The 12,660-nt window shown below is 74.0% G+C and carries 9 protein-coding genes; 7 read left to right on the top strand and 2 right to left on the bottom strand.

Annotation, left to right across the window (positions count from 1 at the left end; translation table 11 throughout):
* Nucleotides 1-79 precede the first annotated feature (79 nt).
* On the top strand, nucleotides 80-1,240 hold the full coding sequence (locus tag AB0E98_RS32210; protein WP_361709656.1) for a hypothetical protein: 1,161 nt from the start codon (nucleotides 80-82) through the stop codon (nucleotides 1,238-1,240).
* On the opposite strand, the gene AB0E98_RS32205 is transcribed toward AB0E98_RS32210, so the two are convergent.
* Entirely contained in the window at nucleotides 1,168-1,731 is a 564-nt protein-coding gene (locus AB0E98_RS32205) for a GtrA family protein (RefSeq protein ID WP_361709654.1), read from the bottom strand. The two genes, AB0E98_RS32210 and AB0E98_RS32205, sit on opposite strands and share 73 nt — an antisense overlap.
* 138 nt (nucleotides 1,732-1,869) lie before the next feature.
* On the opposite strand from AB0E98_RS32205, the gene AB0E98_RS32200 reads away from it, so the two are divergent.
* The 6 genes from AB0E98_RS32200 to AB0E98_RS32175 all read left to right on the top strand — a co-directional run bounded on the left by AB0E98_RS32200 (nucleotide 1,870) and on the right by AB0E98_RS32175 (nucleotide 10,787).
* A complete protein-coding gene (locus tag AB0E98_RS32200; RefSeq protein ID WP_361709652.1) occupies nucleotides 1,870-2,949 on the top strand; it encodes an NDP-sugar synthase in 1,080 nt (359 codons plus the stop codon).
* Between the two features lie 127 nt (nucleotides 2,950-3,076).
* Nucleotides 3,077-3,892, top strand: coding sequence for a polyprenol monophosphomannose synthase (locus AB0E98_RS32195; RefSeq protein WP_361709649.1), 816 nt, complete (start codon nucleotides 3,077-3,079; stop codon nucleotides 3,890-3,892).
* Between the two features lie 3 nt (nucleotides 3,893-3,895).
* Entirely contained in the window at nucleotides 3,896-5,512 is a 1,617-nt protein-coding gene (locus AB0E98_RS32190) for a hypothetical protein (protein ID WP_361709646.1), read from the top strand.
* Nucleotides 5,509-6,765: a glycosyltransferase family 87 protein gene (locus tag AB0E98_RS32185; protein WP_361709643.1), complete on the top strand. Its 1,257-nt coding sequence runs from the start codon at nucleotides 5,509-5,511 to the stop codon at nucleotides 6,763-6,765. The genes AB0E98_RS32190 and AB0E98_RS32185 overlap by 4 nt, the downstream gene beginning before the upstream one ends.
* 3 nt (nucleotides 6,766-6,768) lie before the next feature.
* Nucleotides 6,769-9,618, top strand: coding sequence for a CDP-glycerol glycerophosphotransferase family protein (locus AB0E98_RS32180; protein ID WP_361709641.1), 2,850 nt, complete (start codon nucleotides 6,769-6,771; stop codon nucleotides 9,616-9,618).
* Entirely contained in the window at nucleotides 9,615-10,787 is a 1,173-nt protein-coding gene (locus tag AB0E98_RS32175; RefSeq protein WP_361709639.1) for a glycosyltransferase, read from the top strand. The genes AB0E98_RS32180 and AB0E98_RS32175 overlap by 4 nt, the downstream gene beginning before the upstream one ends.
* Nucleotides 10,788-10,837: 50 nt before the next feature.
* Here the strand turns inward: AB0E98_RS32175 and AB0E98_RS32170 are convergent, their stop codons facing one another.
* A complete protein-coding gene (locus AB0E98_RS32170; protein ID WP_361709636.1) occupies nucleotides 10,838-12,649 on the bottom strand; it encodes a glycosyltransferase family 2 protein in 1,812 nt (603 codons plus the stop codon).
* Nucleotides 12,650-12,660 lie beyond the last annotated feature (11 nt).

The following is a 12,660-nucleotide window of genomic DNA, read 5'->3' as shown; positions in this document are numbered from 1 at the left end:
GACCGCCGCACCGGCATGAAGGGGGCGGCCCCGGGGAAAACCCCCGGGGCCGCCCTTTTCGCATGCGTAAGAGAGTCGGATGACAGTCGTTCCGCGGCTCACGGCCACCCGGACGGCGCACCGGGAGGCGGTCGTCGCGGCGGCCGTCCAGCTGGCCGTCGCCGCCGTCGGCTTCGCCGTCCTGCTGCTGGTCAACCACCACCTCGGCCATGGGACGCGCTGGCTGCTGTACCGCTGGGACAGCGGCAACTACCTCCGGATCGCCGAGCGGGGCTATCCCCGTCTCATTCCTCACCGCCCCGACGGCACGCCCGACTACACCCGGCTCGCCTTCTTCCCGCTCGTCCCCGCGCTGATCCGAGGTCTCCACCTGGCGACCGGCCTGCCCGCCGACTGCGCCGGGGTGCTGATCTCCTGGTGCGCGGCGGCGGTGGCGGGGGCCGGGGTGTACACACTCGTACGGCACTGCGGGGGAAGCCGGGGCGCCGGGTACGCGTGCGTGGCGCTGTGGTCCTGTTCGCCGTACGCCTTCGCGCTGTGGGTGCCGTACTCGGAGGCGGTCTTCAGCGCCCTGCTGATGTGGTCCCTGGTGGCGCTGGTGCGGCGCCGCTGGGTCGCGGCGGGCCTCCTGTGCGCCCTGGCGGGCGCCGTACGGCCGACGGCGACGGTGCTGATCGCCACGGTGGTACTGGCCGCCGGAGGGGCGGTGCTGCGCGGGCGGGACGGCGCGCGGCCGTGGGCGGCGCTGGCCCTGGCGCCGCTGGGGCTGCTGGGCGGCTGGCTCTACCTGGGCAGCCGGGTGGGGCGCTGGGACGGCTGGTTCGAGGCGGAGCGGGCCTGGGGGCAGACGTTCGACTTCGGCGCGGGCACCGCGGACTTCCTGCGGCAGGTCCTGCTCTACCGTGATCCCCGCGCGGTCACCGATGTGCGCCACGTCGCCGTGGTCGCCGTGGTGCTGCTGACGGCGGCGGCGGTGGTGGCGCTGGCACTGGACCGGCGGGTGCCCTGGCCGCTGGTCGTGGTCGTCGCCGGGGCCTGGCTGCTGATGGTGGGGACGCCGGGCTCGCCGTACTCCAAACCACGTTTCATGCTGCCGTTCCTGCCGGTTCCGCTGTTGTTGGCGGCCCGGCCGCTCGCGCGTGTTCCGCTGGGGGTGAGGGTGTGTCTCTACGGTGGAGGTGCGGTGGTCTCGGGTTGGTACGCGGCCGGGTTGCTCGTGCTGTTCGACGGGTCGCCGTGAGGAGAGCCGTGGCGCCCGGCCCGCCCGGGCAGGGCCCTGAACACCCAGGCACGGTAGGACCAGAAGCGGAACAGGGTCGCCGTGGCGATGCCCAGGAACTTGAAGAGGTTGCCGAGGAGCGCCCCGCCCCAGCCGAAGCCGTAGGTGGCGGTGTAGAGGACACCGTTCTCGATCACCAGTCCGATTCCGCTGAAGGCCGCGAAGAGGGCGATCTCCCTACTGCGGTGGCTCCTGTCGCGGTCGCGGTAGGTGAAGTGGCGCAGGCCCAGATAGTTGAAGGCGATGGCGACGGCTGTCGCGACCACGCTGCATCGCACCACCGGCAGGCCAGTGGCGCCCCGGCACACATTGAAGACCCCGAGGTTGACGAAGATCCCCAGCCCGCCCACGGTGCCGAACTTCGCGAACTCCCGGGCCAGCGCCGACAGCCGCCCCCGGCCGGGCGGACGCCTCTTCCTCGATTCCGTCGGTCTCGATTCCGTCGGTCGCAAGGGCATCTCCAGATACGGTCGCCACGCGTAGCGGACATCTCACGTAGACAACCGATTGTAGTGTAAATTGCCGCAAAAACTGACGCAGTGCGACGATGTGACCACAATGGGCGAGGCCGCGATGGGTGAGGAACTGGCATGACCGAGGCGGTACTGCTCGTCGGAGGCAAGGGAACCCGGCTCCGGCCGCTCACCATCAACACGCCGAAGCCGATGGTCCCGGCCGCCGGAGTGCCCTTCCTCGCCCATCAGCTGGCCCGCGCCAGAGCCGCCGGCGTCGAGCACGTCGTGCTCGCCACCTCCTACCTCGCCGAGGTCTTCGAGCCCTACTTCGGCGACGGCTCCGCCCACGGCCTGCGGCTCACCTACGTCCACGAGGAGGAGCCGCTGGGCACGGGCGGGGCCATCCGGCACGCCTCCATCGCCCTGACCTCCGGGCCCACCGACCCCGTGCTCGTCTTCAACGGCGACATCCTCACCGGCCTCGACACCGGGGACCTGCTGCTGCGCCACGAGCGGGCCCGGGCCGACGTCACCCTCCACCTCACCCGGGTGGCCGACCCCCGCGCGTTCGGCCTGGTGCCCACCGACCCCGGCGGCCGGGTCCTGGCCTTCACCGAGAAGCCGCGTCGCCCCGAGGAGATCGTCACCGACCAGATCAACGCCGGGGCCTATGTCTTCCGCCGCGAGATCATCGACACCATCCCCCAGGGGCGGCCGGTCTCCGTCGAGCGGGAGACCTTCCCCGGGCTGCTGGCCGCCCGGGCCGTGCTGCACGGCGTGGTCGACGCCTCGTACTGGCTGGACCTGGGCCGTCCCTCGGCCTTCGTCCAGGCGTCCGCCGACCTCGTGCGCGGCGTCGTCCACTCCCCGGCCGTCCCCGGGGACCCCGGCGAGTACCTGGTGCTGCCCGGCGCCCGGGTGGCGGACGGGGCGCGGCTGCGCGGCGGCACGGTGGTGGGCAGCGGCGCGTACGTCGCGGCGGGCGCCGTCGTGGAGGGCTCCGTCGTGCTGGACGGCGCCCGGATCGAGGAGGGCGCGCACGTCCGGGCGTCCATGGTCGGCGCCGGCGCCAGGGTCGGCCCCCGGACCCTCCTCGACGACGTGGTGATCGGGGACCGCTCCGACATCGGCGGGGACAACGAGCTGCGCGAGGGGGCGCGCGTCTGGTGCGGGACCGCGATCCCGGACGCCGCCATCCGTTTCTCGGCCGTCTGAGCGTCACCGCCTGCCCGTACGCGAACACCGACTTAGTGTTTGAACGTCCTTCAGTGTTTGAACGCCCATCGACCGCCAACTGTCGCCAGCCGCCCACTCCCGCTCTCCGTCTGCCGAGGATCCGTTTATGAGCCCTCCGCGCACCCCCGCCGCCACGGCACCGCTGCCCGCCGAATGGGGCCGTACCCCGCTGACCGTCGTGATGCCGACGTACAACGAGGCGCAGAACCTCCCCACCATGGCCGAGGCGCTCATGGCCCTGCCCCTCGAAGGGCTGCGGCTGCTGGTGGTCGACGACAACAGCCCCGACGGCACGGGCACCGTCGCCGAACAGCTGGCGGAGAAGTACAACGAGCCCGGCCGGACGCGCATGGGCGTCATGCACCGCACCACCAAGGACGGCCTCGGCCGCGCCTACGCGGCCGGCATGGAGCGGGCCGTCGCCGAGGGCGCCGTGTACGTCCTCCAGATGGACGCCGACGGCAGCCACCCGACCGGGAAGATCTCCGAGATGCTCGGCGTCGCCCTCGCCACCGGCGCGGACGTGGTCGTCGGCAGCCGGTACGTGCCCGGGGGCACCCTCTCCGACGCCTGGAAAGCCCACCGCAAGCTGCTCTCCCGCTGGGCCAACGCCTACGCCAGCGGGATCCTCGGCACCCGGGTCCGCGACATCACCAGCGGCTTCAACCTGTGGAGCGCGGACGCCCTGCGGGCCGTGGGGCTCGACAGCGTCGACAGCGCGGGCTACAGCTTCCAGGTCGAGACCAAGTACCGCGCGCTGCGCGCCGGTTTCACGGTCATGGAGGTGCCCATCCACTTCGAGGACCGCACTGCCGGGGAGTCGAAGATGAACCTCGCCGTGCAGCTCGAATCCGTGGCCATGCCCTGGCGGCTGCGGTCCAGAGCGCTCCGCGCGCCGGCGGCCGGCAAGCGCCCCCGCTGACCCGTGAGCCCGCCCACGGCCTTCAGGACGCCCCGGCCGCCGCTCTCCCGGACCTTCCCGCCGAGCCGGGCGGGCCTGCCGCGCAGGACGGCCGCGGTCGCCGTCCTGCTGCTGGGCGTCCTGCTGCTGCTCATGGTGGTGCGGCTGCCGTGGTCCGGCGACCTCGGGATGCACGCCGCGGTCCTGGAGCGGCTGCGCGCGGACCTGGCCCACCCGGGCAACCCCCTGGTGGACGAGGACACACCGAGCCCGTACTACTCGCCGTGGACGGTCGTACTGGCGCTGGTGGCGACGGCGACCGGCTGGGGCACCTTCGGGGTGCTGCGGCTGGCCGGGCTCGCCGGCCTCGCCCTGCTGGGCACGGGCCTCGCCGCCTTCACCCGGACGTTCAGCCGGGCGCGGGCCGCCGTCCCGCTCGCGCTGCTGTGCGTGCTGCTGCTGTACGGGGTCGTGCCGTTCGCGTGGAGCGGGATGCCGGGGCTGGCCTCGCTCAGCCTGACCCTCGCCTATCCGGGCACCTTCGCCCTGGGCCTCTCCTGCTGGCTGTGGGCGCTGCTGCGCCGGGCACGGACGGCCGGCTGGGGGCTGCTGGGGCATGTGGGGCTGGGATTTCTGCTGGGCTCGGTGTTGCTGGTGCATCAGTTCACCGGTGTCGTCGCGGTGCTGGGGGTCCTGGCGGTGCTGCTCGGCACACGGCCGGGGCCGGCTGGGGCGGGGTGGGCGCGGTTGGCGGCGGGGGGTGCCGTGGCGCTGGCGCTGTCGCTGTGCTGGCCGTACTACTCCTTTCCCGCGCTGCTCGGCGGGGGCGGGCTGGACCCCGTCCACCGGGCGCTCTACGGCCGTGCGGCGGAACGGTTCTGCCTGGTGGCCGTAGGGATGGTGGCCCTCGGGGCGCGGTGGTGGCGCGATCGCCGTGATCCTCTGGCGCTCCTCTTCGGGCTGGGCGCGGCGGTCGTCGCGGCGGGCTGGGTGAGCGGCCATTACGTGTGGGGGAGGGCGCTGCCGGCCGTGCTGATCCCGGCTCAGCTCGCGCTTGCCGTCGAGACGGCCGAGGCCCTTGAGGGCCGTGGGGCCTTTAAGGGCTGTGAGGCTTCTAAGGGCTGCGAGGCCTTTAAGGGCCGTGGGGCCGGTGGTGAGCGGCTGCGGCGCGGTCTGCCGGTGGTGGCGTTGGCGGCGCTGCTGGCCGGGGCGTGGGCGCAGGCGGGAGTGCTGTCGTACGTGCTGCGGAGGGAGGCCGTGCCGCCCGGGCTGCGCGAGGCGCCCGTCATCGCGCTGTGGCCGCGCTTCGGCTGGGCCGTGGCGCATGTGCCCAAAGGGGCGACGGTGATGACGAACGACTACTACGCGCTGCGGGCGCTCCCCGCGTACGGCCCGTACACCGTCGCCCCGGCCTATCCCGATCTCTTCCTCCCCGACGAGAAGCGGCGCCGCGACGCCACGCGGCGCTACTTCGCCCCGGCCACCCCCCGGGCCGAGCGGCTCGGCATCCTCAAGGAGTACGGCGTGCGGTGGGTGCTGCAGAAGAACGGGGCGGCGGGCCTGGCCCCCGGCGACCCCGCGCTCAGGAAGGCGGCCCAGGGGCCGGGCGGGCGCGTGCTGCTGGAGGTCGTCGGACGATGAGCGCGACGGAGACCGCGCCGGTGACCGTGCCGTCCTTCGGTGACGTGGCCTCCGCGTGGCTGCGCGGCCGGGCTCCCCGGCCCGCGCTGGTCTCGGCGGTGCTGGTGTTCACCCTGAGCTCGGTGCGGGCGTACGGCAAGGCGCGTTCCGGCATCGACAACGCGGTGGTCGTGCGGGCGGCGCGGGCGCTGCTGAGCGGCGGATCGCCGTACGCGGACAAGCGCTTCCTGTATCCGCCGGGGGCGGTGTTCGTGGCGCTGCCGCAGACGCTCCTCTCGGAGAAGGTGCTGTTCTACGCCGTGCCGGTGGTGACCGGCGCGCTGGTCGCGGTGGGTGGGGTGCTGGCGCTGCGGATCTTCGGGGTCCGGGCGGACAGCCGGCTGGCGGTGGCGCTGGCGCTGGGGACGGCGCTGTTCCTGCCCTTCCAGAGCCTGGTGTTCCTGGGCAACTGGACGGCGGCGTCGGTGGTCGCCTTCCCGGCGGCCCTCCTGCTGGCGCGGAACGGGCGGTGGTCCGCGGCGGGGGTGGTGGTCGGGGCGGCCGTCGCCTTGAAGCCGATGCTGGTACCGCTGTTCCTGCTGTTCCTTCTGGCGCGGCAGTGGCGGGCGTTGGCGTGGGCGCTGGGGGTGCCCGCCGCGATCTCGCTGTCGGCGGCGGTTGCGCTGCCCAGGCCTGGGCTGTTCTTCACCCGGACGCTGCCGTTCCTGCTGCACGGCCAGGACGCGTACGCCCGTCCGTACGACGCCTCGTGGCCGGCCGTGCTGCCCCGGCTGGGGGTGCCGCACACGCTGGCGTTCGCGCTGGCGGCCGTGGCCGGGACGGCGGTGCTGTACTTCGCGTGGCTGCGGTGGCGCCGCGGGGGAGACCCGGCGCTGCGGCTGGTGGAGTGCGCCGCGCTGCTGATGCTGGCCGCGTTCGTGGTCTCGCGCCCGTCGTTCCTCAACTACGCGCTGGTCGTGGTGCCCTCACTGGCCACATCGGTGGTGGTACGGGGGGCGACCGTGAGGTCGGTGTGGTTCTGGATGCCTCTGGTGCCGCAGTTGGGCGGGGTGCCGTGGCCGGGGGTGGACAGCGGGCAGCGGCACGCGTTCCGGGACGTGGTGATGTTCGGCGGGCTGGCGGCGGTGCTGGGGCTGGCGGCGTGGCGGGGGAGGAGGCGGGGCGAAGGGGTTGTCACGGAGAGTAGTTGCAGCTACTCTCCGTGTTCAAAGGTTTCGGAGGCTGAGGCCCGGCCCGATCCGGAAGCGAGGTGAACCATGTCCGTTCTCGTGTCCTCCGGCACCCCGGAGGTCAGCGTAGTGGTGATCGTCCACAACGACGCCGGGCGGCTGCCGCGCGCCGTGCGATCGGTCCTCGGACAGTCGCTGCGCCGCCTCGAAGCGATCGTCGTCGACGACTGCTCGACGGACGACACCCCCCGCGTAGCCCGGGCGCTGGCCGTCGGCGACCCCCGTGTGCGCCTGCTGCGGCTCCCGGTCAACAGCGGCGGCTGCGGCGCCCCGCGCAACGCCGGCATCGCCGCTGTCCGCGCCCCCTATGTGATGTTCCTCGACAGCGACGACGAACTCCCCTACCACTCCTGCAAATCACTGCTGCTGGCCGCGGAGGAGACGGGAGCCGACCTCGTCGCCGGCGAGGTCACCCGGCTCTTCGAGGAGAGCGGCACCATCGCCCTGTGGTACCCCGAGCTCTTCGGGGAAGCCCGCCTCGTGACGGACCTGCGCGCCGCCCCCGGGTACCTCCTCGACCACCTCTCCACCAACAAGCTCTACCGCGCCGCCTTCCTTGCCCGCCACGGCCTGCGCTTCCCCGAGGACCTGCACTACGAGGACCAGCTCTTCACCGCCCAAGCCCTCACCCTGGCCCGGTCCTTCGCCGTCGTCCCCTGGCCCGTCTACACCTGGCGGCTCACCGGCGACCCGGCCACGGGACCCTCCATCTCCTCCAGCCGCCACAAACTGCGGAACGTCGCCGACCGCATCGCCGTCGCCCGGCGCGTCGACGCCTTCCTGGAGGAGTCGGGCCACGCCGGCCTGCGGCCCGCGAAGGACGCCAAGTTCCTCCGGCACGACCTCCGCCTCCACCTCGGCGACCTGCCCTTCCGCGACCGGCGGTGGACCGGGGAGTTCGCCGCCCTCGTCGCCCCCTACCTCGCCGGCATCTCGCCCGACGCCTGGGAGACGGTGCCGCGCGAACAGCGTGTCTGCCAGTACCTGCTCCTCGCCGGCCGCCTCGAAGAGGCCGCCGAATGCGCGCGCACCCTCGACCGGCCCCGCATCGCCCCTCGCCACACCGTGCGCGACACCGCCGGGCGCCGGTACTGGGGGCGGGAGCTGCCCGAGGACGAACGGGCCGCCCGGGAGCTGGACATCACCGAATGGCGCCTGGACGATCAGCCCTTCACCACCGGCCCCCTACGGCACGAGGTGACACGCGTCGAACCGGCCGGGAGCCGCCTGCGCCTCACCCTGCGCACCTACGACCCGGCACGGCTGCTGGCCGGGCCCGTGCCCGTCACGGCGGAGCTGCGCGTCAGTGCGACCGCCGAGTCCCTCGTCGTCCCCCTCCACTACGAGCCGGGTGGGGAGGGCTGCGAGCGGGGCGGGGAGGGCTGCGCGCCGGGCGGGGAGGGCACGGAGGCGCCGGAGGCGCGCACCGCCCGGGCCGAGATCGATCTGCGCCGGGTACCCCTCGGGCCCACCGGGTTCCGGGGGCGACACCACCCCCACGTGGTGCTCACCCGGCAAGGGCTGACCCGCACCGATCCGCTGCTGGCCCCCGCCCCGGCGCCGTCCCTGCGGGCACGGATCGGCGGGCACCTGGTGCGGGCGGGATGCGAAGGACACGGCGCCGGACGGTTCGAGCTCACCTGGGAGCGGACGGGCGCCCTCGGCCGGGCCGAAGCCCTCGCCCCCGGCCGGACCGCCCTGCGCCGCGGTGCCCACCGGCTGATCCGCCGCGCGACCGGGCCTCGCGTCAAGGCCCTCGCCTATCACGAGCTGCGGAAACTGCCCATCGACGACAAGCTGGTCGTCTTCGAGGCCCTGGAAGGGCGCGGCTACGCCGACAGCCCCCGCTACATCCACGAGGAACTCGTCCGGCGCGGCCTCCCGCTCCGCGTGGTCTGGTCGTACTCCGGCGACCGGTCCTCTTTCCCCGAGGGTGTGGAGCTCGTCCGGCGCGCCAGCTGGGAGTACGCCCGTACGGTCGCCCGGGCGCGCTACTGGGTGGACTCGCACGGCTTCCCCGCGCCCTTCGCCAAACGGGCGGGCACCCGCTATCTCCAGACCTGGCACGGCCAGGCGTTCAAACACATGGGGTTCGACATCCCCGAACTACGGCTGGCGGGCCCCGAGCGGCGCCGACAGCACCGTGCGACGGTGGCCCGCTGGGACGCGCTGATCTCCCCCAGCGAGGAGTTCGAGCGGACGTTCGTCCGGGCCAATGGCTACGCGGGCCGGCTGCTGCGCACCGGGCTGCCGCGCAACGACGTGCTCGTCCGCTGGAACGAGCCGGGGCAGCTCGACCGAGCGGCCCGCACCCGGGAACGACTACAGATCCCCGACAGCCGGAAGGTGCTGCTGTACGCCCCCACGTTCCGGGACGGCGAGCGCGGCAGCGGGGCGTCGATCCGCGTCGATCTGGCCGGGCTCGTCGACGCGGTCGGCGAGGAGTGGACGGTCGTGGTCCGCCCCCACTACTACGAACGGTTCACCGTGCCCCGCGAGCTCGGGCACGCGGTGCGCGACGGACGTGAGTTCACCGATCTCAACGATTTGCAGCTGGCCTCGGACGCCCTGCTCACGGACTACTCGTCGGTGATGTTCGACTACGCCAACCTGGGCCGGCCCATCCTGCTCTACACCGACGACTACGAGGAATACCGCTCCCTCTCGCGTGGCGCCTACTACGACCTGCCGGACATCGCCCCCGGCCCGATGCTCACCACCACGAGGGACCTGGCCGAGGCGCTGGGCGATCTGACAGGGGTGCGCGAGCGGTGGGCCGGTGCGTACGCCCGCTTCCATGAGCGGTTCAACCCCCTGGAAACCGGATGGTCGAGCAAGGCCGTGGTCGACCTGTTCTTCGAGGGGAGCGCCCGGTGAACCGCCCGGACTCGGACCGCCGGAGGCGGCTGTTCCTGCTCGGCATCGACGTCGATTCGACGGGCGGTTCGCAGAGAGTGCTGCACACCCTCGCCCAGGGGTTCGCCGAGCGCGGCCACGCCGTCGAGCTCATCGGCATCCGGCCGAGCCCCCGGCCCCATTCGTACATCGCCGATCCCGCCTACCGGCGGACCACGCTCTACCGGGCACCCGCCGCGCCCTCCTGGCGGGCGGACTCCCTCGCCGAGCGGCTGAGCCCGGCGCGGCTGTGGTCGGCACGGGCCGAGCGCGGGGAGCGACAGCGGGCCCGGACGCTGCTGGCGCGACGGTTCGCCGGGACACCGGAGGACGGTACGGGGTATGTGATCGCCGGTTCGCCGTGGGCGGCGGTCTGGCTGGAGTCCGTGGCGAGGCCGGCCCGCGTGCGGGTCATCGGCCAGTACCACGAGTCGTTCCACCAGGCGAGGGTGTCCGTCAACCTGGAGCTGATCCTGCGCCACTATCCGGCGCTGGAGAAATCGTTGTTCCTCAGCGAGCCGGACGCGGCGGAGTTCCGCCGCAGGCGGCTGCCGAACGCCGGGGTGATGCCGAACCCGCTGCCCTTCGCGTCTCCCGCCCCCGCGCCCCTGGACGGTCGGCGCGTCGGCGCGGTCGGACGGCTGGAGCCGGTCAAACGGCTGGACCGGCTGCTCGACGCCTTCGCCACCGTCGCGACCGAACACCCCGGCTGGGAGCTCCACTTCTTCGGTGACGGCCCCCAGGAACCGGAGCTGAGGGCGCGGGCGACCCGGCTCGGTGTCGGCGACAGGGTCCACTTCCGGGGAACTGTCCGCGACATGGCCGCCGCCTACCGGGAGCTGTCCCTGGTGGCCCTCACCAGCGAGCGCGAAGGCCGGCCGATGGCCCTCGCCGAGGCGTCCGCCGCCGGGGTGCCCTGTGTGAGCTTCGACCTGTCGGGCGGCGTCCGCGAGCTGGTCGTCCACGGGCGCACGGGCACGCTCGTTCCGCACGGGGATACCGCGGCGTTCACGGCCGCGCTGGGGGAGCTGATGGGGGACGGCCCGGCGCGTGAACGCTACGGGCGGGCCGCGCGCGAGCACGTCGCGCCACTGGCCCTGCCGGCGGTCCTGGACCGCTGGGAGGCGCTGTTCGAGGAGATCGACCGCTAGGTCCGCCACCGGACCGGCCACAGGGGGGATGCGACATGAGTGCAACGAGGCTAGGGACGGGCGGCCGCCGTGCGCCGCAGGAACGGCAGGCGGGGCAGGCGGGGGAGGAGCGTACGGGCCCTGCGCAGGGCGACACCGAGCACGCACCGGGCGCCTGGCGCGAGCCGCAGGACGAGCGAACCGCTCGCCGTGGTGCGCGACTGCGCCAGCAGCAGGCCGTACCGCGCGCCGAGCAGCACGGCGGGCCGGGAGCCGGCGCCCACGGCCCGTACCGCCGTCCGCAGAGTGCCGCCGTGCGCGCAGTGGATGCGGACACGTACGTCCCAGGACTGCGGTCCGGTCGTGAGGGCTCTGCGGGCCCTGGCGTCGAGGAGCCCCCGCGCGGCCAGCGCCGCGAGGTCCACGGGTACGGAGACCACCCAGGACGCCCCGGCGCCCGGCCCGCCCGACCTGCCTGGCCCGCCCGACCTGCCTGGCCCGTCCGGGCCATTTGGTTCGTCCGGCTGTGGCGAGGCGGTGTGTTCCAGGATCGAGGCGCCGTCCCGCAGCCGGAGCTCGACGTCGACGCCGTGTGGCCGGGCCGCCGCCAGACGGCCGTACAGCTCGTGCACCCGCAGCCGGAGTTCGGCGTGGCGGCCGCGCCCCGCGCGGTGGCGCAGGGCGGCGTCGACGGTGACCGGCAGTCGGCGGGCCGGTTTGGCGCCCGGGCCGGTGAGGCCGTCGAGGACGGCCTGCGGCAGGTCCGCCGCCCAGACCGGCCGCCCCGCGGTCTCGGCGTACGGCGGCAGCAGCCGGGCGGGCCGGGCGGCGAGCTGGGCGAGCCGGTCCAGGTCGCGCGGGGCCTCGGAGGCGAGCACGACCCGGGCGATCCAGCGGGCCGGGGCCCGCGCGGCACGCAGGTCGGCCTCGTCGCAGGCGGCCAGCGCGGCGCGCGCCGCCCGCCACCAGGCGGCGCGGTACGCCGGGCCGTGGCCGGGCAGCTCCCGGACGTACATCCGCAGGTCGTGGTCGAGGAACTTCACCCGGGCGGCGTGGGCGAGCGGCTCGTTGCCGGCGTCGCGGAAGACCTCCACACCCCGCTCATGGGCGCGGACACGGGCCTGCCAGTTGGCCACCCGTTCACGGTCCAGGGAGATCGAGGGCCGGGCCGCGCCCCTGCGCACGTGCCAGACGTAGACCAGGTCCGGGACGACGGCCACACGCGGCCCCGCCGCCAGGACGCGGGCGCTGAAGACGAAGTCCTCGTACGGGAAGGGGCCTTCGGGGAAGTCGATGCCGTGCGTGGCGAGGAAGCGGCGGGCGTAGAGCTTGTTGACGCAGAGCGTGTCGCGCAGCAACGCCGGGTGCTCCTCGGGGGAGTCGTGGACGGCGGCCCGCCGGTAGAGGGCGGGCTGCCAGGGCGTGTCCCGCCGCCGGGGGAGTTCCCGGCGGACGCACAGCCCCGCCGTCACCGGCGCGTCATGGGCCAGGGCGCCGCGCAGCAGGGCAGTCACCGCGCCCCGGGGGAGGATGTCGTCGCTGTCGAGGAACATCACATAGGGCGCGGTGGCGGCCCGGAGGCCGTCGTTGCGGGGAGTGCCGCAGCCACCGCTGTTGACGGCCCGGTGGACGACCCGCAGCCGGGGTTCGCGCGTGGCCAGTCGGTCGAGGAGGGCCCCCGTGCCGTCCGTGGACGCGTCGTCCACGGCGACGACCTCGGCGACGGCCGGGCCCTGGCCGAGGGCGGAGCGCACGGCGTGGCCGATATGGGCGGCGTCGTCGTAGCCGATGACGATCACGCCGACCCGGGCGTCGGCCCGGACGGCCGCCGGGAGCCCGGCGGCGGGGTGTGCGACAGGGATTCCACTCCCGTTCACTGCCATAAAGCACAGTT

Source organism: Streptomyces sp. NPDC037389 (assembly GCF_040636475.1).
GTDB lineage: Bacteria > Actinomycetota > Actinomycetes > Streptomycetales > Streptomycetaceae > Streptomyces > Streptomyces hesseae.
Note: the sequence above shows the minus strand (reverse complement) of the source record. Positions and strands in the feature narration are given on the sequence as shown.

What these genes read in the sequence shown, in the direction of transcription:
- AB0E98_RS32185 (WP_361709643.1), top strand. Translation starts at nt 5,509, where the DNA reads ATGAGCGCGACGGAGACCGCGCCGGTGACCGTGCCGTCCTTCGGTGAC.
- AB0E98_RS32170 (WP_361709636.1), bottom strand. Translation starts at nt 12,649, where the DNA reads ATGGCAGTGAACGGGAGTGGAATCCCTGTCGCACACCCCGCCGCCGGG.
- AB0E98_RS32210 (WP_361709656.1), top strand. Translation starts at nt 80, where the DNA reads ATGACAGTCGTTCCGCGGCTCACGGCCACCCGGACGGCGCACCGGGAG.
- AB0E98_RS32180 (WP_361709641.1), top strand. Translation starts at nt 6,769, where the DNA reads ATGTCCGTTCTCGTGTCCTCCGGCACCCCGGAGGTCAGCGTAGTGGTG.
- AB0E98_RS32200 (WP_361709652.1), top strand. Translation starts at nt 1,870, where the DNA reads ATGACCGAGGCGGTACTGCTCGTCGGAGGCAAGGGAACCCGGCTCCGG.
- AB0E98_RS32195 (WP_361709649.1), top strand. Translation starts at nt 3,077, where the DNA reads ATGAGCCCTCCGCGCACCCCCGCCGCCACGGCACCGCTGCCCGCCGAA.